The following is a 19,437-nucleotide window of genomic DNA, read 5'->3' on the forward strand; positions in this document are numbered from 1 at the left end:
CATCATCAAAAGGGGGCCTATTTAGTGCACCCTTTTGGCGCTTTAACCTAACCTGCTTTGACACTCTAAATACCATGACTGCACACAATTGGATTAAGATTTACAACGAATCAAATATCAACCACTACACCGCAACCAGAGAAAATGAAACGCGATTTTGGCAATCACTGTCTTTTTTAAAGTCACAGTCACCTCTACCAGAAGCCTTAAAAGATGCCTCAGAGTTTGGCATTAAATATGTGCTGGTCGCCGTCAACGAAGACATAGGTCCTCGCGGCAACTGTGGTAATGGTGGTGCGACGGATGGCTGGCAGGCATTTTTAAAACGTTTCCTAAATTTACCCTGTAATCAATTTCTTACGCCAAATAATGTATTATTACTCGGCGAAATCATAACTCATGACTTGCAAACACAAAGCGGATCAGCAGATAACGCCACACCAGAGGGCCTAGCTCACTTAAGAGCGCTCTGCGAAACATTAGATGAACGTGTGAGTGCAGTCCTTAAAGCCATTTTTGATGCAGGCCTAGAGCCGATATTAATTGGCGGCGGCCACAATAACAGCTTCGGATTACTCAAAGCCTTATCCACCAGCGCACAAAGTCCGTGCCAAGCATTTAACTTCGACCCCCATGCCGATTTTAGAGCCATTGAAGGCAGGCACTCTGGTAACGGATTTAGCTATGCATACCAAGCAGGATACCTGGCCGACTATCATGTCGTAGGCATGCATGAGCAAAAAAACAATGACACCATCATCACATCACTGCAAAAAGCAGGTTTTACTTACACCACATACCAAGACATTCTAGTCACTCGGGAAACTTCATTAACGGATGCAATAAAGGTCGCAACAAGCCGCTTCAAACAAAGCTTACCTCTAGGTATTGAAGTAGACGTTGACGCAATTTCAGGTATGCCGGTCAGTGCTTACACTAACTGTGGATTCAGCGTGAATGATGCCGAACACTTTGTTTATCAAAGCGCCAAGCAAGCAAACACACGCTATTTACACTTATGTGAAGCGGCCCCAAAAAATCACCCCCAAGGTGAGCAACAAGGCGTTATTGAAGCGGGACAAGTGCTATCAGGACTGGTCTGCAGCTACCTCAAAGCAAGACAAAGCTAATTGGTATCAAAGGTGCTGGGCTTATCTTCTACAGGATGCTCCCAGCGCCATTGCTTCAGCCAACTGATCATCCCGATACTACTCAGCGGGCGAGTAAATAAATAACCTTGTGCAGCGAATGCATCTAAGTTTTGCGCGAACTGCAACTGCTCCTGTGACTCAACGCCTTCGCAGATCACCTTACACTCTTGAACATTTTGCATTTCAACAATGCCTCGCACAACGGCTTTGAAATTCCCTTGGTTTTGATTTGGCGTCGTTAATGAGCGCCCAAGTTTCACATAATCCACTTCTAATTTAGGTAATTTCGCCAGCAGCAGAGGCGATTCGCCGAAGCCGTCCACACACAACCTCACGCCCATAGTGCGTAGCCTAGCCACCATGGCAACGCCTTGTTGGTCAAGTGTGGTAAACATTTGCGATGGACACTCAATAATAATATCGCTTGGCATTAATTGGTGCTCCACTAAAATCCTGTCGACAAATTCGATGAACTCTTCATGTAGCATTTCAGGGCCAAATAAATTAATGCCTAGTGGCATCTGGATCCCTTCAACTCGCAGTGCCAGCGCAATTTCAGCAGCACGCTCAATCACATACTGTGCTAAAGGAAGCGCAAGCCCTGCAATACGAATATCCTCAATGAACTTGCTTGCCGCTAATATCCCCTGCTTAGGGTGCTGCCACCGCAAGAGTAGTTCCACATATTCAATATCACCATCACCGTTTCGCACGACAGGTTGAAAATATAATTCCAACTCATTTTTGAAGTCGATATGGGCCAACTCAGCCAGCCTTGCTTGCTGCTCAAGACGGTCTATTTGCATTTTTTGCTGGTACGGGGCAATGGTGTTGTCTGGACTACTATCTAATGCCAAGAACACACAGGTCAATAAATCATCAAATTGTCCGAGCTCTTCATCGCAATTGACATAACTTGCTCTGGCACTGACTTCAATAATACAGTTACCAACATTGAATGGCTTAAGCGTGCTTTCAATAATTTCTGCACATAAATGCTCATGAAGGTGCTGCTGATGTGCCAAGCTACATACAAATACAAAATGCAAGCCGCCTAAATGCGCTAAGCGCTCTATGTCGTTGCCCATAGCAATGGGCATTACGTCATGACTTTGCAAATGCTGCTTCATGCGATTTGCTGATTGCGCAAGTAACAAATCCCCAAACTCGCGACCAAGATGGAAGTTGACCTGCTGAAACCCTTCTAATCTCACCATCACCAGCATGGCAGTACCGGCCTCTCTGGCACGATATTCATTGAATGCCTCTCGAATGCCTGCGCGGTCGGGCAATCCTAATATATCTGTATTGGCCACATTATTGGGCTCAATAGGCGCACTATCATGACGGTGAGGCGTATCAATAAAGAGTTCACTGATGAAAATGGGTAACAGAGCAAACACCACATAGATGCTAGAGGAGTGCCACCAAAAGTGACTCACGGTGAGTAAGGTTGCTGCAACCGCGCACAAGGCGCAAATGACAATATGTCTTCCTTGCCCTATTCGGTCGCTTTGCCAAATGTTCACTAACAATACGAACACAAGCAAATAAAGCGCGCCATCACCCACCGCAGCCAGTACACCTAATCCGCACGCTCCAAGCAAGGCGAGCAGTATTCGATTGATAGCGAAATAAGAACGTGCAATCGCCACCAAGCTCAAACTCACCACAATACCTGCAAAAAATGCCACAGACAGAGGTGAGTTTAAAAGGTAACCTGTGGAAAAATCGGCTAGCGTTGTTGCACTCAATGCGGGGAGTACCCAGCATATGTTCGATATGAAAATAAGCGAATTTAACAACAAAAATCTAGCCATCACACGACCACTACAGACCATTAATATTGAATAAGTCTACCCGATATCCACAGATTTAACAGATCGTTTACGCCAAACTGATAACTTAATTCTGACGGATGCTGAATTTGCCACATCGCAATATCCGCTTTTGCACCCACTTTAAGTACACCCCTATCAGATAAGCCCAATGCTTTCGCCGCATGTCTCGTCACACCTAATAACGACTCTTCTGGTGTCATTTTAAATAATGTGCATGCCATATTCAGCATTAAACGTAGCGAGCATAACGGTGCGGTACCTGGATTAAAATCACTGGCAATGGCAATCGGAACTTTATGCTCACGCAATAAATCAATTGGTGGATGCTGAGTTTCTCTTAGGAAGTAAAACGCGCCCGGTAAAATCACCGCAACCGTGCCCGATTTGGCCATAGCCATTACACCGCGCTCATCTAAGTACTCGATATGATCTGCCGATAAACCACCAAACTCAGCGACCAGCTCACTACCATGCTGGTTAGATAGCTGCTCTGCATGGCATTTCACTTTCAAACCTAATTCAGTTGCACGTTCAAATACACGCTTTGTTTGAGCATGACTAAAGCCCACGTTTTCGCAAAATACATCAACCGCATCCGCGAGGCCACGCTGTGCTACTAAAGGCAACATTTCGTCACAGACTAGGTCAATATAGCCATCGCTATTACCTTTAAACTCTGGAGGTAGGGCGTGCGCCCCCAAAAACGTACTTTGTATTTGGATAGGGTGATGTTCATCCAAGATTTGATTTACTTCGAGTAATTTCAGCTCACTTTCAGTATCAAGACCATAACCCGATTTGCTTTCAACCGTAGTTACCCCTTCTTTTAACAAGGCATTTAAGCGCGACTTAGCAACCACAAATAAATCTTCTTTTGAGGCCTGACGTGTTGCTTTCACTGTTGTTGCAATGCCACCGCCCTGCTCTGAGATTTGCTGATAAGATACCCCATTCAAACGCTGCTCAAATTCTTGTGCACGAGAGCCTGCAAATAAGATATGAGTGTGGCAATCAATCAGACCCGGCGTCAGCCAAGCCCCTTTTGCAGATGTCACTGGGGTCGCTAATACGTCAAACTCTGGCATCTCAGATGTTTTACCAAGCCATATAATCGTATCGCCTTTTAACATGATCGCCGCATTTTCAATTACGCCATACGCGCCTGCGATCTGCTCATCCATTGTGGCAATATTTGCATCAGTTATTACTAAATCTACTTCAATCACTGTCTACACTCAGTTGGAGAAAATTAATACAAGTTTAGCAAGAATACTTGTATATACAAGATGACTATGCCACCTTTATGACTAACCTTTTATTACACGGTAGCAGACAGTGACTGAACAACCTAAATTTGCACAAATCAAACAGCATATTATTGAGCAGATCCGCGCTGGAGTGTGGCTAGAACACCAACGTGTCCCCTCTGAAAATGAGCTATCCGATCAATTTAAGGTGAGCCGCATGACGGCGCGACGTGCACTGAGTGAACTCACTGAGGTGGGCATACTTACCCGCAGTCAAGGATTAGGCACGTTTGTCGCCAGTTTTAAGTCTCAGTCTTCACTGCTGGAAATACGCAATATCGCTGATGAAGTTACACAGCGCGGTGGTGACTATACCTGTATGGTATTATCGCTAGAGTCCATCTTTGCGATTGCGCCAATAGCCATAGCACTTGGAGTTGAAATTGACAGTCAGGTATATCGTAGTGTGATAGTCCATCACGAAAATGACGAACCACTGCAAGTAGAAGAACGCTTTGTTAATCCGGCATTGGCATCTAAGTACTTACAGCAAGACTTTACCGCATTGACGCCGCACGAATACTTAACACAAGTTGCGCCACTGACCGAAGCTAGACACACTGTTGAAGCCGTTATGCCCAACGAGGAGGTATGTCAATGGCTGAATATGTTTAATGAAGAGCCTTGCTTACAAGTCATTCGACGAACTTGGTCGTCTCAAGGTATCGTCAGTTTTGCTCGACTGATCTCTCCAGGCAGTAAGTACCGCCTCGGAGGTCACCTCACATTCAAAAAATAAAACGCTGCAGCTTAAATATCGTGACGATATTCAAAGCCCAATTCCGTGATTAGCGTACCGTCTATTACCCTGGCCACAGACTCGTCACTGGCAAAGCTAGGAGGCTCACTGCCATATTGCGTGCAGTGCTGTTGATAATAATCCTGTTTAGTCGGATGAGCAGGATGACATATATTGTAGACAGGCTTTGCTGACTGCCAATTGGATATGATGCGCAGCAGTCCATTGACCACATCTTGCTGATCTACCATATTAACCAACGCCTGCGAAGAGCTTGATAAGTGTTTGCCTGAGATAAACCTGCCCGGCTCTCTGCTTGGACCAACCAAACCAGCCAAACGCGCGATTTTACCATTTTGTTCAAGAACCATATGCTCTGCACTTTGCAATATCTGCTGACGTGTGGTGTCTTTTGGCGCCAGTGGCGATTGCTCATCAAAATGACCCGAGTCAGTACCATACACCGCAGTTGAAGAGCATAATAAAAAGCCTCGACACTTTAACGATGCCGCAGTTTCCAGCGCCAAGCGCAATGTTTCTAGGTACAAGGTTTCACTCTGACGCATGCGTGGTGGTATAGCACACACCCAATATGCCGCATCAAGAGTAATAGAATGATGAAGTACTGAGTCAGTCACGCAAAATGCTTTGATGTCTTCGTCTACATGCGCTTCTCGGCGTGTCGCTTGAACTTGCCAACCGCTCGCTTTTGCATCTCGAACTAATGCGCTTCCCAGCCAACCTGCCCCTAAAACGACTAACTTATTATTCATCATATTTTCTTAATTTTACCTAAATCAGGTCATAATGTTAGTACAGCATAATAAAAAATACCATCCGCATTTCCTCAGCTTTTGGTTATAAATTAGCTACTGCAATATGATGATTCTTTACTATTTTTTTATCTTTTTAGGAACGATATGATGAAGCCACTTATCTCATCTTGCACGTACCTCGCCCAAATTAGCTAGATATATCAAATGAGATATGGTTTATTACGTTAGCGCTGTCCCAATAAAAAGAATACGTCATGTTTGAAAACTTATCTCTTCGTAAAAAAATTCTCATACTGATCGGTGGCACAATTTCGGTGTTATTGATGCTGGCTTCCACTTATTTTGTTAATCATATCGCAACAATCTCACGTCAAGGTATTGAACGTGAAGCACAGAGTTATATCTACTCTGAAAAACTATCTATGGAGTCATTTTTCGCTCAATACGGCAAAGTGGTCGAAACCTTTGTCACCAACCCCCATAACGTCAATTGGTTTGATAACTACTCAGTTAGAGAGCAAAGCCTAGCTGGTGACAAAGGCTATGATGAAGTCAACGAGGACTTTCAGCGTATCAGTAAAAGCGATGAAAACATTTTGTCTGCATTTATGGCGTCAGCACGCACTGGTGAGTATTTTAAAGAAAACGAACGTACTTCAAACTTCTCTGATGGACGACCTTATTACGCATACAAACGTCCATGGTGGCAAGACGCGCTGAATCACGGCAAGCTATACGTTGGTGCTCTATCTGTAGATATCAATACAGGTGATGTGTCTGCCGTTGTTCAGCAGCCAGTTTATAATAAACAAGGCGAGCTGGTCGCTGTCGGTGGTGTCGATCTGCAAATAAACAAAATCAATGCCATGGTTGAAGAGATCCAATTTGATGGTGAGGGCTACGGCTTCTTACTCGATAATGAACTCAAAGTAGTTCATTTATCAAAGCGCACTGGGCACAACCTGTCGACAACGGATGCAGGACCTCGCGGTAAAGAAGGCTTAGCAGGTCTTGAACAGCAATTTCAAGATACCAGTGGCTTTACCGAACTCACCCGTTTAATTGATCGCCAAGACGCTGGTAACGCCACCGTGACATTACAAGGTCAAGAATATTATGTTGTGTTCAACAGCGTAAAACTGGATACGCCAGTACTTGATTGGCATGTAGGTATTCTTATTCCAGTGAGTCTAATTGAAGAACCTGTAAATGAAGCGGTAATGAGCACTGTGACAGCTGTGATAGTCATTTTATCAATTATTGTCGCCATGATTTTACTTGCTGCACAGATGATCACACGTCCTATCATTACTTTAACAGACACTATGCGTGATATTGCTTCAGGTGAAGGTGACCTAACTCGTCGCATCAATATTGAGAGTCAAGATGAAGTGGGGCAGCTCGCTATGCACATGAACACCTTCATCGATAAGTTACGTGCCATGATGATCGATACAGCAGCACAAGCAGAACAACTTAGCGGTGCCTCAGCTCAGCTACGTGATGTCTCAAATAACACCAATGATGAAATCCAGCAAGAAAAAGAGCAAGTAGACAGCGTATCCGCAGCCGTCACGGAAATGGCTGCAACGGTAACCGAGATATCTCGCAATGCCCATGAAACAAATCGCGCATCTGATTTAGTGCAGAGTATGACCAACGATGGTGCTCAGCGCTCCAGTCAGGCTCAAGAAGTGATGACGGAGCTTGCCAGCCACATTGGTGAAGCAGCTAAGGTGGTTGCAGGCTTAGAGCAAGAGACTAGCAATATCGGCGCGGTCATTGACGTTATCAATGGCATTGCCGAGCAGACAAACTTGCTGGCTTTAAATGCAGCAATTGAAGCGGCTCGTGCTGGCGAGCAAGGGCGTGGATTTGCGGTTGTTGCGGACGAGGTAAGAAGCCTTGCAAGTCGTACTCAAGAGTCAACAGATGATATTCGTAATATGATCTCGCGATTGCAGCAAATTGCACAGCAAGCGTCAACCATGATGCAGCAAGGCCAGGAGCGTGCGCAAAGCTCAGTTGAGCAAACTCAAGAAGTGTTAGATGCATTGCGTAATATCACCGAGTCGGTTAACACGGTACAAGATCAGAGTCACCAAATCGCGACTTCTACAGAAGAGCAAACTGTGGTGGCAGAAGACATTAATAATAGCCTGAACGCGATTAATGACTTAGTTAATAGCACGGCAAATCATGCTCACCTACTGGCTGATGAAGCTAGAGACTTAAATGATTTGGCCAAAGCCCTCAACGCGACGGTCAATCAGTTTAAGCTTTAACCGTTTTAAGTACGGTGCATAAAATGCGCCGTACTTGCCCACCTTAAAATTTTTTCAAGTTAACGCTTGAGTGGAGTGATTAAATTACATACAAAAATTGGGTAATTATCCCCTCACCTGCAACGAAATTCACTAAATATCAATCATTAATAAATTAAAGACAACTGTTGATCATAATCAAACAATTTCACCTGAAACGCTTTACTTGGGTATTTTTTTTCGTCAAATTAATAATAAAATCGTAGAAAACAAGTATATTAATATGTGGCACTGTATATTTCTGTGCAGATCAACTCATAGCTCAACGTAGCTTCTAGGGTGTTATATGATAAAAAACTGGCGGCTCAGCCAACAATTAAACGGCGCCTTTGGCGTAATGATATTGATGATAATCGTATTATCCATTACCGCCTTCTGGGGATTAAACAGCGGGTACAACAATTTTGTCGAATATCGTACCAAAGCAAGGGACAGTAATTTAGCAGGACGAATTCAAGCAAATTTATTAGAGGTAAGATTACAGGCCATAAAATATTTAAAACACCAAAGCGATGCCAATATAGCCCAGTTTGACCAGCGACTAGAGCTACTTGAATCCCTCCTTGACACCGCGCAAGCACAGTATACTAACTCCTCTCAATTGAACATCATCACAGACAGTCAAAAGCAAATGGAAAAATATGAGGGCAGTTTCAGGCAGGTTATTAGCTTGTATGAACGACGCCATCAAATTGTTCATAACACATTGAACAAATATGGACCCGAACTAGATGGCAAACTGCGGACCATGATGGATAATGCCCAATCTATCGAAGAGGTGAATAAAATCAGTGCGCTGAGAAGTCTATTACAACAAGGTAGGCTATCAACAAACCAATTCTTAGTGGCCAATGCTGAGCGAGACTACCGATTAGCAAAAGATACCTTGGGCACGCTAAACCGCCAAGCCAAACAATTTTTTCAGCTATCCCAATCAGGTCAATCTCAAGGGTTCATCACCCCTCTTGAAGCCTATCAAGCAGGTTTGGAAGAGGTGTATCAAGTCATCATAAAGCGTAATACTGAAATCACCCAAGTACTTGATAAAATAGGCCCTGACGTTGCGGCGCAAGTTGAAAATATCAAGCTCGATATCAAAGCCTCCCAAGATGAACTTGGGCCTATTGTGCAAGTAGCCAGTGCCAATGCCAAATTTACTGTGATCACCCTTGCCATACTTATCATTATTTGTGGGCTCTTCTTCAGCTGGTTTATCAGTAAAATCATCAAACAACCCATTGGTGGTGAACCACGAGAAATCGAAGCCATGGCTAGAAAAATAGCCTCAGGCGATCTCACTGTGCATTTCGATCACAGTCAAAATAACAGTGGCATTTACCAAGCTATGTCCGAAATGGTAACCAACCTGAGGGCTTTTATTGAGCAGATCCATCAATCTACCGATACATTGACCGCGACGGCACACAATATGAGCGCCATCACCACACAGGCTATGCAAGGTGCAGAGCAACAAATGTCACAGTTAGAAAATACAGATAGAGCGATGGATGAAATGGCACAAACCGTCGCAGATATTACGCAAAGCACGCAGTCTGCAGCAGATACCGCCACTACCGCAGAAGAATCCTCTCAGCATGGACTAAATGCAGTGGCACAAACCACCACGTCAATCACAACGCTCAAAGCCGACATTGATAATGTTAGCCAAACAATTTCAAAACTTGCCGAAGAAACCCAGTCTGTCGGTTCCATCCTAGATGTGATCAGAGGCATTGCCGATCAAACCAACTTGCTCGCACTCAATGCTGCAATTGAAGCTGCGAGAGCTGGTGAGCAAGGTCGAGGCTTTGCCGTTGTTGCTGATGAGGTGCGCAGTCTTGCCAGCCGAACTCAGCAAAGTACCGAAGAGATCCAGGCCATGATTTCTCGTCTACAGCAAGAGGCACAGCGCTCAGTTGAGCTCATGGGCAGTAATGTAGAGAATGCAGAAACCACGGCCGAGCAAATTCACCAAGCGGGAGAAACTCTTCAGCAGGTTTCCGACTCCGTGATTGCGATCCGCGATATGAGCATTCAAATTGCCAGTGCCACTGAGCAGCAAAATGCTGTGACACAGCAGGTCTCACAAGGCGTACGTGACGTCACCGGCACAGCAAAAGAAACCGCACAAGGGGCAGAAAAAGCCTCAAATGATGCGACATTGTTGGCAACATTAGCAGATGAACTTGCTGCTACTGCCAAGCGTTACCAACTTTAACTACTCATTAGGCAATACAGCCCCCCTGTATTGCCTAATAAACACCCGGTTGCGTCAGATCAAACTCTGCAGCTGTGCTAACTCTTATAATTAGGCTGTGTAATTTTATTTGAGTGCGATCGTGATTAAACTACCTCATTGGGAAGACTCCCTGATCCAGAAATACAATATTTCAGGTCCAAGATATACTTCTTATCCCACCGCTTTGTCATTGGCCTCTGGGTATACACAAAGTGATTTAACCAACGCCATTGCCAGCTCTGCCAATCGTGCACTGTCGCTGTATATTCATATCCCCTTTTGCCATCAGCTATGCTATTACTGTGGTTGTAATAAAATCATTACGCGCCATCAGTCTAAAGCCGATGTTTACCTTGACCATCTGCTTCAAGAAATTGCCGCTCAAGCGCCCCTATTTAAGGACTATCAAATTGAGCAATTGCATTTAGGTGGCGGCACTCCGACATTTTTGACTGCTGAGCAAATGACGCGGCTCATCGACGCCCTCGAGCAACATTTTGACTTTACGCACACTGCACAGCGCGGCATTGAAATAGACCCACGTTCTTTAGCCGATGGCATGCTGGAATCACTCAAAGCACTTGGCTTCAATCGCGTATCTTTTGGCGTGCAAGACTTTAATGACCAAGTACAGGCTGCGGTGAATCGTCCACAGCAACTAGATGAAGTACTCACGGTCTTGCACAAAGCAAGAGCCCTCGGGTTCAAGTCTATCAATATGGACATGATATACGGCTTGCCACACCAAACTCCCGAGACCTACCAAGCTACTATAGAGCAACTTATCGAGTTAGCGCCAGATCGTATTTCGCTCTTCAATTACGCCCATTTGCCAGACAGGTTTGCGGCTCAGCGCAAACTCAAAGAGCATGATATGCCTACGCCAGAACAAAAGTTGGCCATCTTCAAAGCGACGCTTGAGCGCATGACACAGGCTGGATACCAATATATAGGTATGGATCACTTTGCAAAACAGGATGATGAACTAGCAGTTGCACAGCGCGAAGGTCAGCTACACAGAAACTTTCAAGGCTATACCACCCATGGTAACTGCGATTTATTAGGGTTAGGCGTGTCATCCATTTCTCAGATAGGCAATGCGATATTACAGAATGAGAAAGATCTCAAGCCTTACTACCATGCGGTATCTGAGCACAAAAATGCCATCAGTAAAGGCATATCTTTACACCAAGATGACCTCATACGTGCCGCCGTGATAAAACAGCTTATTTGCCATTTCGACTTAGATAAAACAGCTATCAATGCCCAGTTTAATATCGATTTTGATGACTACTTTGCGCAGGCACTGCAAGCGCTCGCGCCTTTGGAAGCAGATGGCTTAGTGTTCAACGATCAAAACGCCATCACGGTCACCGCCAAAGGCACATTATTTATTCGGATCATTTGCATGTGCTTTGACGCCTATTTGCAGCAACAAATCAAAAATACCCGCTTTTCACGAGTGATATAATTGACTCGGCCTACAACAACTGTGGGCCGCCCTACTGCGCATCATAGCCTCACGTTCAACCGAAAACACTTGCACTCACAGTTGCACTGTTTCACACTGGCAAAAAAGCAATACAAGGAAAAAGTATGCTCAAACCTAAACGCTGTTTAGCATTATCTGTGATCTTTGCACTCATTGCGATTGCGCCTATTTTCAGCGTGCTACTCGCACAGATTTTATCCAACTCGCTGACGTGCGTCATCAATGAGCGGGGCGATACACCTTGCATACTTTTTAACTATGATATCACCATGATATTGGTGAGCTTTTATGTCAGTGGCTGGGCAGCACTGCTCACGCTTCCTATTGCAGGCGGTATATCAGGCTGGTTTTATCTGCGTTACCTCAAGTTAAGTTTAGTTCGCTAACACGTTTTCATTTAAGGTATTTATCCAGTGCTCGCTTTAACATCACTTCATTATTAGAAAGTTCGCCCGGACAAGGTAGACCCGAAGAGGAAGGCATATCTGCTTGAGCCATCTCTGACGAATCATCAAAAAAGTAGCACTTACCTTTCCATTTCACCAAGCGTTTACCTTGACCGCGATAAACCTCCTCGGTTTCACCGGATAAATACTGTGTGTGCGCTTTTGGCGTGCGCATTCTTAGTGCTGGCGCACCAGCCTGTTTATCAAACTGACGAGAGCCAAAAAAAGCTTCTTGCTCTTTTTGCTGTAGCTGTTCAATACCTTTATAGGGATTAACCTTAATGACTTTTACTTTATTAGCTGTAGCAGTATTTTGCTCACGATCTGGCTCGAGTGCGGGTTGGTCTTGTTCACTCTTCGACTGCACGAATGTTTGCTCGGGAGTGACCTCTTCAGCTTGCTCAAGCTCATTTATTTTCTCTTCAATAGAAGGGTTATCTGCTTCTTCGACCACATCGACGTCAATAACCTCTTCTTCTATAGCAGATTGGTCCGGCTCATCCATTGTCACCACATAGACTTTGAGCGATTTGTCATTTTTTACGACAGGCACAGTCGGGGCGACTAAAAATAACAATCCCCCAATAAAACCATGCATGGTCAAAGAGCCCAACACAGCCACTCGCGTAGAGTGCATTACATAATCCTTTAACTTTTATTGTTCTACATGTTTGGAGATTGAAACCCGATGAAAGTTCAAATTTGTATCATATTTGCCTCAATCCAAACTGATAATAACATTTAAAAATATAAAAACCCGGCTTGTGCCGGGTTATCAAGGAAAAAACTTATTTAATGTAGTAATACAACGTATCTTGTTCAGCGCCACTGTATGCCCCGTTACTATAGGGCCATTGATCAAATTTAACGCTATGTTGATACAGTGCTGCGCCAATTCGCGTATATCCATCACCTCTGCTGGTCGACTCTATGCTTAAACTCACAAACGAATAATCTAGCCCAGAAGCACTACAACCTGCACCTTCATGTTGCCAGATCACACCAATATCATAGGGTACTGGCGGTTGAGTTAGATTCACTGACTCATCCAGCGGAACACAGTTGGCGTGTACTAGCTTGTCTTTATTGAGTAAAGCAACCTTGCCATATTCATCTACAAACATCATACCCGTTGTCATGTTTGAACGAGCTGCATGCCACTGAGAATTTGCCAACACACCTAGACGCTCTGGCGTTTGTGGTAAGTTCACAGTTAAACGGTCGAGTCCATCCTTATGGTGTGCAACCAGTGTCCAACCACCACCATTGAGCGTCATCTCACAATGTGCATAAAACGGAGATACACCACCGGCACCATCGGGGTCAATTTCATACATGCCAGAGCTGGCATTCGGGTTCTGTTGCTTAATTGATTCACATGTGACACCCACTGCCGGATCTGGGTTGACCGGCGGAGGAGTTGGTTCACTGACTCCCGATGTGACAAAGCCACCATAATATTCCAATTCGCCGATAGCACGATAAGCATGTCCTTGCGTAGTATCTATTTTCAGTCGCACATATTGACCAACAGCAGGCTCTGTCAACTCAAGGGTTTGATCTAGGCTTTTAGCTAATGTAAATGATTCATGATCGATGAAATTCACATTATCATTAGACACTTGTAAAGTGACATCTTTCACCCCCATCCCAGGATTGGATGCCCCAGGATACAAGGTCACTCTAAATGAAGTGATGTAAGCCGGTGTATTGAACGCGACCTGAAGCCAATGACCTTGATCTAACGTGGTTAACCAAATTCCACGTTTTATTTGATTAACAGCGCTGTCATTAATTTTAGTGCTGGAGTTAAAGCCATCAAAAGCACCAGGTGCACTATCAAGAGAATAACTATCACTTGCGGTATAAGAGGTTTCGGTCAACCCATTTGTGCCGATTAAAGCGATATTCCCAAATTGGCCTGAAGTCTCCCCGGGTGCCACCGTAAAGGTACTCGATGTCTCTAAACGTAATGCAATCGGATCTTTACCATAGTGGGTATTATCCTGAGCAAACAGTTTACTTTTAATTGAGAGAATACTTGCGATCTCTAATAAGTGGCTAGTTTCCTCATCTTTTGACTGCTCTTCTTCAACAAAGAGCTTGCCTTGCAGTGTTTGAAAACCAGTTTCATTAATGGCCTCTTGCGTTAAATGGTAAGCCACGCCATCATTTGTCATTCCACTATTAACATGATTATAAACAGCCAAATAAGCAATAGACTCATCGGCCAAGCTACTTCCTAATTCTTGCCCATTACGACTGACACCAAATGTTTGCTGAGAGCTGCTAGATGCACGTAAAGAAAACGCATCTGGACCACTTTGTGTTTGCGCACTCAAAAAAACATATGGCGCATGGGCAAAACTTTCGGTGAAAAACAGGTGCGATGTATCACTGGCCAGTGTAAACTCACCCGCTTCCCAAATGCTGCCATCTTCTAGGACGTGACGCCCCTTTTCAACCACCAAAAATGACACATGCTCTTCACCATGAATGCCGTCTAAATAAGGCCATTCCTTAAACTGCACATCAAAACTCGATGGCATTACATTTGATATAGAAACCACCCCAGGCGCTTTATCATTAAAAGTCGGTACCGACGCAATGACAACGGGGTCGTGATAACCATTTATGGGGACTGTTACCTTTTGATCAGTAATAGCGACATTCTCAATCAGAGTAACGGCTTGCACGGCAGGTGCAACGGCAGTGATGATGGATGCAAATCCAATTGTTTTTAGCATAACTAGTTCCTTTAACTATATGATTTGAATGGAAGACACAGCAATACTAATCAACTATTGCTATTTGCTTCCGCTGTGTTAACTAAAAATCAAGACCTGAACGAGCACACTTTTCATTCAAAAATAATTTCATATTGATTACATTTTTATTAAAAAAAAAGACAAAAGTGAGAGAGTACCTGGGCTGCATGGCCATGTAAAAAATTTAAATAAATTAAAATGAATGGAAGTTTGCGCTGAAGTTTTATTAAGAATCACTGATGAAGTTGGACGAACAACAAGTAAATAACCGGCGTATCGAGGTGGAAAGTGGCTGTTATTTTACCAATTAAAAAACGAAAAAACCCCGACCAAGGCCGGGGTTTTTATAAGTAAACTTAATTAAAAATTAAGCTTTCTTAGGACGTTCAATCACGTCAACTAGCGTCCAAGATTTTTTCTTAGAGATTGGCGCACATTCGCGAATAGTCACGACGTCACCTGCTAGTGCTGTGTTGTTCTCATCATGTGCGTGCAACTTAGTTGTACGCTTGATGAATTTACCGTAGATCGGGTGCTTAACCTGACGCTCGATAGCAACAACGATTGACTTATCCATTTTGTCGCTAACTACACGACCTTGAAGAGTACGGATCTGATCGCTCATTATGCACCTGCCTTCTGGTTGATAACCGTTTTAACACGCGCAATACTGCGACGCACTTTTCTCAGCTCGTGAGTTTGAGCTAGCTGACCAGTGCTCGCTTGCATGCGCAGGTTGAACTGCTCACGAAGAAGCTCTAGAAGTTCAGCTTTAAGCTCTTCTACGCTTTTGTCTTTCAATTCGCTAGCTTTCATTACATTACCGTCCGAGTTACAAATGTTGTTTTGAAAGGTAATTTACGAGCAGCTAGGTCGAATGCTTCACGAGCAAGCTCTTCAGGAACACCTTCCATCTCATAAAGTACTTTGCCTGGCTGGATTTCAGCAACCCAGTACTCAACAGAGCCTTTACCTTTACCCATACGAACTTCAAGCGGTTTTTCTGTAATCGGCTTATCTGGGAACACACGGATCCAGATTTTACCTTGACGCTTTACGTGACGTGTCATAGCACGACGAGCTGCTTCGATTTGACGAGCAGTCATACGGCCACGGCCAGTCGCTTTCAAGCCGAAAGAACCGAAGCTAACTTTGTTACCGCTAGTAGCAAGACCACGGTTGCGGCCTTTGTGTACCTTGCGGAATTTTGTACGTTTTGGCTGTAACATTAGTCGCTACCTCTTACTTAGCACTTTTCTTAGCTTTCTTCGGTGCACGTTTAGCTGGCTTCTCTTGCTCTTGTTTCAGTGGAAGACCACCGATAACTTCGCCTTTGAAGATCCAAACTTTAACACCGATGATGCCGTAAGTAGTCAAAGCTTCTGAAGTAGCGTAATCGATATCAGCACGTAGAGTGTGTAGAGGTACACGACCTTCACGGTACCACTCTGAACGTGCGATTTCAGCGCCGCCTAAACGACCACTAACTTCAACCTTGATACCTTTAGCACCTAGACGCATTGCATTTTGAACTGCGCGCTTCATAGCACGACGGAACATAACACGACGCTCTAGCTGTGAAGAGATACCGTCAGCAACCAATTGTGCATCTAGCTCAGGCTTACGTACTTCTGCAATGTTGATTTGTGCAGGTACACCAGCAAGCTTAGTTACAGCTTGGCGAAGCTTTTCAACGTCTTCACCTTTTTTACCGATAACAACACCAGGACGAGCTGTGTGAATTGTTACACGGATAGATTTAGCTGGACGCTCAATAACGATTTTAGACACAGAAGCGTTTTTCAATTCCTTAGTAAGGTATTGACGCACTTTGTGATCGCCAAAAAGCTGCTCAGAGAAATCTTTTGTATTCGCGTACCAAGTAGATACCCAAGGCTTTGAGATACCTAGGCGAATACCAGTAGGATGAACTTTTTGTCCCATTACTTATATCTCCTAGCTATCTGAAACCACAACAGTGATGTGGCTTGAACGCTTAAGGATGCGGTCTGCGCGTCCTTTAGCACGTGGCATAATACGTTTCATTGTAGGACCTTCGTCTACAAAAACTTTAGCCACTTTAAGCTCATCAATGTCAGCACCTTCGTTGTGCTCCGCGTTAGCGATAGCAGACTCAAGTACTTTTTTAACCAATACAGCCGCTTTCTTTGGGCTATACGCTAGGATTTCTAGCGCGCGATCAACCGGAAGTCCGCGGATCTGATCAGCAACTAGACGTGCTTTTTGCGCCGAACCAGAGGCGAATTTGTGTTTAGCTAATGCTTCCATCATACCCTCCGATTAACGCTTCTTAGCTTTCTTATCCGCAGCGTGACCGCGGTAAGTACGTGTAGGTGCAAATTCACCTAGTTTGTGACCGATCATTTCGTCTGTAACGAATACAGGTACGTGCTGACGACCATTATGGACAGCGATGGTCAATCCGATCATGTTAGGGATGATCATTGAACGACGGCTCCAAGTCTTTATAGGCTTCTTGTCACCGCTTTCCAACGCCTTCTCTACCTTCTTCAGCAAGTGTAGGTCAATGAATGGACCCTTCTTGAGAGAACGTGGCATGGCAATTCCTCAACTATTACTTAGTACGACGACGTACGATAAATTTATCAGTACGCTTGTTCTTACGTGTCTTAGCACCCTTAGTAGGCTTACCCCATGGAGACACAGGGTGACGACCACCAGATGTACGACCTTCACCACCACCGTGTGGGTGGTCAATCGGGTTCATGGCAACACCACGAACTGTAGGACGGATACCACGCCAACGATTAGCACCAGCTTTACCTAGTGAACGTAGCATGTGTTCAGCGTTACCTACTTCACCGATAGTTGCGCGACAATCCGCTTCAACTTTACGCATTTCACCTGAACGTAGACGTAGAGTCACGTACTGGCCTTCACGCGCTAGGATCTGTACATATGCACCAGCAGAACGTGCAATCTGAGCGCCTTTACCAGGCTTAAGCTCAACATTGTGTACTGTAGTACCTACTGGGATGTTACGCATTGGTAATGTGTTACCAGCTTTGATTGGTGCATCAACACCAGACTGGATAGCATCACCTGCTTTAACACCTTTAGGTGCGATGATGTAACGACGCTCACCGTCTGCATATAATACAAGAGCGATGTTTGCGCTACGGTTTGGATCATACTCTAGACGCTCAACAACAGCTGGAATGCCGTCTTTAGTGCGTTTAAAGTCGATTACACGATAGTGATGCTTGTGACCACCACCGATGTGACGAACCGTGATACGACCGTTGTTGTTACGACCACCTGATTTAGAGTTCTTCTCTAGTAGCGGAGCGTATGGCTTACCCTTATGTAGATCAGGGTTAACCACTTTAACGACGTGACGACGACCCGCAGAAGTTGGTTTACACTTTTGAAGTGCCATAATTCTAACTCCCCTTATTACTCGGCGCCGCCGACAAAGTCTAGCTCGCTGCCTTCTTTAAGAGTAACGTAGGCTTTCTTCCAGTCTGAACGACGGCCGAAACGCATGCCTGTACGCTTTGTTTTACCCTTAACATTTAGAGTGCGAACACCAGTTACTTCTACTTCAAAAAGCTTTTCAACAGCTGCTTTAACTTCAGCTTTGTTTGCATCTTTTGCTACTTTGAACACAATAGTGTTGTTCGCTTCAGCAGAGATAGTGCTTTTCTCAGAGATGTGTGGAGCAAGAATTACTTTTAAAAGACGTTCTTCACTGATCATGCTAATGACTCCTCAAGTTGCTTCACAGCACCTGCAGTAATTAGAACCTTATCAAAAGCGATTAGGCTTACTGGGTCGATGCCAGCTACGTCACGAGTATCAACCTTGTACAGGTTACGAGATGAAAGGAATAGATTCTCATCTACTTCTTCAGTCACGATTAATACGTCTTTCAGCTCAAGCTCTTTAAGCTTAGCTACTAGCTCTTTAGTCTTAGGTGCTTCTAAACCGAAGTTTTCAACAACAATAAGACGTTCTTGACGAACTAGTTCAGATAAGATGCTCTTGATCGCACCGCGATACATCTTACGGTTAACTTTTTGGCTGTGATCTTGCGGCTTAGCTGCAAAGCTCACACCACCGCTGCGCCAGATTGGGCTGCGGATTGTACCAGCACGTGCACGGCCAGTACCTTTTTGGCGGAATGGTTTCTTACCACCACCACGTACTTCAGAACGCGTCTTCTGAGCTTTAGTACCTTGACGAGCACCTGCTGCGTAAGCAACAACTACTTGGTGTACTAATGCTTCGTTAAACTCACGTCCAAAAGTAGCTTCGGAAACTTCAAGCGCACCAGCGCCTTTAATTGCTAATTCCATCACTAAATCTCCAG

The 19,437-nt window shown here is 44.5% G+C and carries 20 protein-coding genes; 6 read left to right on the forward strand and 14 right to left on the reverse strand.

The window, feature by feature from the left end; all coding sequences use genetic code 11:
- Window positions 1-74 precede the first annotated feature (74 nt).
- The gene (locus N477_RS18255; protein WP_063362803.1) at window positions 75-1,130 is read left to right on the forward strand and encodes a formimidoylglutamase; all 1,056 of its coding nucleotides are present in this window, start codon (window positions 75-77) and stop codon (window positions 1,128-1,130) included.
- Here N477_RS18255 and N477_RS18260 read toward each other — a convergent pair.
- Complete coding sequence (locus N477_RS18260; RefSeq protein WP_063362874.1) at window positions 1,127-2,905, reverse strand: GGDEF domain-containing phosphodiesterase; 1,779 nt, start codon at window positions 2,903-2,905, stop codon at window positions 1,127-1,129. The genes N477_RS18255 and N477_RS18260 overlap by 4 nt on opposite strands.
- Before the next feature lie 86 nt (window positions 2,906-2,991).
- Entirely contained in the window at window positions 2,992-4,173 is a 1,182-nt protein-coding gene (hutI, locus tag N477_RS18265; protein WP_231098130.1) for an imidazolonepropionase, read from the reverse strand.
- A gap of 154 nt (window positions 4,174-4,327) precedes the next feature.
- Here hutI and hutC point away from each other — a divergent pair, with 154 nt between their 5' ends.
- Window positions 4,328-5,038 (forward strand): histidine utilization repressor, encoded by a 711-nt coding sequence (hutC, locus tag N477_RS18270; RefSeq protein ID WP_063362801.1) that lies wholly within the window; start codon window positions 4,328-4,330, stop codon window positions 5,036-5,038.
- Window positions 5,039-5,049: 11 nt separating this feature from the next.
- Here the strand turns inward: hutC and N477_RS18275 are convergent, their stop codons facing one another.
- Window positions 5,050-5,814, reverse strand: coding sequence for an NAD-dependent epimerase/dehydratase family protein (locus tag N477_RS18275; RefSeq protein WP_063362800.1), 765 nt, complete (start codon window positions 5,812-5,814; stop codon window positions 5,050-5,052).
- Window positions 5,815-6,068: 254 nt separating this feature from the next.
- Here N477_RS18275 and N477_RS18280 point away from each other — a divergent pair, with 254 nt between their 5' ends.
- From N477_RS18280 to N477_RS18295, 4 genes are all read left to right on the forward strand, one after another.
- On the forward strand, window positions 6,069-8,099 hold the full coding sequence (locus N477_RS18280; RefSeq protein ID WP_063362799.1) for a methyl-accepting chemotaxis protein: 2,031 nt from the start codon (window positions 6,069-6,071) through the stop codon (window positions 8,097-8,099).
- Between the two features lie 325 nt (window positions 8,100-8,424).
- Window positions 8,425-10,356, forward strand: coding sequence for a HAMP domain-containing methyl-accepting chemotaxis protein (locus tag N477_RS18285; protein ID WP_063362798.1), 1,932 nt, complete (start codon window positions 8,425-8,427; stop codon window positions 10,354-10,356).
- A 121-nt stretch (window positions 10,357-10,477) separates the two neighbouring features.
- A complete protein-coding gene (gene hemN / locus N477_RS18290) occupies window positions 10,478-11,848 on the forward strand; it encodes an oxygen-independent coproporphyrinogen III oxidase (RefSeq protein ID WP_063362797.1) in 1,371 nt (456 codons plus the stop codon).
- Between the two features lie 125 nt (window positions 11,849-11,973).
- Window positions 11,974-12,255, forward strand: coding sequence for a hypothetical protein (locus N477_RS18295; protein ID WP_063362796.1), 282 nt, complete (start codon window positions 11,974-11,976; stop codon window positions 12,253-12,255).
- A gap of 7 nt (window positions 12,256-12,262) precedes the next feature.
- Here the strand turns inward: N477_RS18295 and N477_RS18300 are convergent, their stop codons facing one another.
- From N477_RS18300 to rplD, 11 genes are all read right to left on the reverse strand, one after another.
- Window positions 12,263-12,952, reverse strand: coding sequence for a hypothetical protein (locus N477_RS18300; RefSeq protein ID WP_063362795.1), 690 nt, complete (start codon window positions 12,950-12,952; stop codon window positions 12,263-12,265).
- Between the two features lie 151 nt (window positions 12,953-13,103).
- The gene (locus N477_RS18305; protein ID WP_063362794.1) at window positions 13,104-15,062 is read right to left on the reverse strand and encodes a discoidin domain-containing protein; all 1,959 of its coding nucleotides are present in this window, start codon (window positions 15,060-15,062) and stop codon (window positions 13,104-13,106) included.
- A gap of 388 nt (window positions 15,063-15,450) precedes the next feature.
- The gene (gene rpsQ, locus N477_RS18310; protein ID WP_046358405.1) at window positions 15,451-15,708 is read right to left on the reverse strand and encodes a 30S ribosomal protein S17; all 258 of its coding nucleotides are present in this window, start codon (window positions 15,706-15,708) and stop codon (window positions 15,451-15,453) included.
- Window positions 15,708-15,899 (reverse strand): 50S ribosomal protein L29, encoded by a 192-nt coding sequence (rpmC, locus tag N477_RS18315; RefSeq protein WP_046358406.1) that lies wholly within the window; start codon window positions 15,897-15,899, stop codon window positions 15,708-15,710. Before rpmC ends, rpsQ begins: the two co-directional genes overlap by 1 nt.
- A complete protein-coding gene (gene rplP, locus N477_RS18320; protein WP_046358407.1) occupies window positions 15,899-16,312 on the reverse strand; it encodes a 50S ribosomal protein L16 in 414 nt (137 codons plus the stop codon). The genes rpmC and rplP overlap by 1 nt, the downstream gene beginning before the upstream one ends.
- Window positions 16,313-16,325: 13 nt before the next feature.
- Window positions 16,326-17,027 carry a 30S ribosomal protein S3 gene (rpsC, locus tag N477_RS18325; protein WP_023398455.1) on the reverse strand — a complete coding sequence of 234 codons (702 nt, stop codon included), beginning with the start codon at window positions 17,025-17,027 and terminating at the stop codon, window positions 16,326-16,328.
- A gap of 12 nt (window positions 17,028-17,039) precedes the next feature.
- The gene (rplV, locus tag N477_RS18330; protein WP_010386167.1) at window positions 17,040-17,372 is read right to left on the reverse strand and encodes a 50S ribosomal protein L22; all 333 of its coding nucleotides are present in this window, start codon (window positions 17,370-17,372) and stop codon (window positions 17,040-17,042) included.
- A gap of 12 nt (window positions 17,373-17,384) precedes the next feature.
- The gene (rpsS, locus tag N477_RS18335) at window positions 17,385-17,663 is read right to left on the reverse strand and encodes a 30S ribosomal protein S19 (protein WP_010367084.1); all 279 of its coding nucleotides are present in this window, start codon (window positions 17,661-17,663) and stop codon (window positions 17,385-17,387) included.
- Window positions 17,664-17,679: 16 nt separating this feature from the next.
- Window positions 17,680-18,504: a 50S ribosomal protein L2 gene (gene rplB / locus N477_RS18340; RefSeq protein WP_023398456.1), complete on the reverse strand. Its 825-nt coding sequence runs from the start codon at window positions 18,502-18,504 to the stop codon at window positions 17,680-17,682.
- A 17-nt stretch (window positions 18,505-18,521) separates the two neighbouring features.
- Window positions 18,522-18,824, reverse strand: a complete 303-nt coding sequence (rplW, locus tag N477_RS18345) for a 50S ribosomal protein L23 (protein ID WP_023398457.1) — start codon at window positions 18,822-18,824, stop codon at window positions 18,522-18,524.
- Complete coding sequence (gene rplD, locus N477_RS18350) at window positions 18,821-19,423, reverse strand: 50S ribosomal protein L4 (RefSeq protein WP_039607537.1); 603 nt, start codon at window positions 19,421-19,423, stop codon at window positions 18,821-18,823. The genes rplW and rplD overlap by 4 nt, the downstream gene beginning before the upstream one ends.
- Window positions 19,424-19,437 lie beyond the last annotated feature (14 nt).

The sequence above is a fragment of the Pseudoalteromonas luteoviolacea H33-S genome, assembly GCF_001625695.1.
Lineage (GTDB): Bacteria > Pseudomonadota > Gammaproteobacteria > Enterobacterales > Alteromonadaceae > Pseudoalteromonas > Pseudoalteromonas luteoviolacea_B.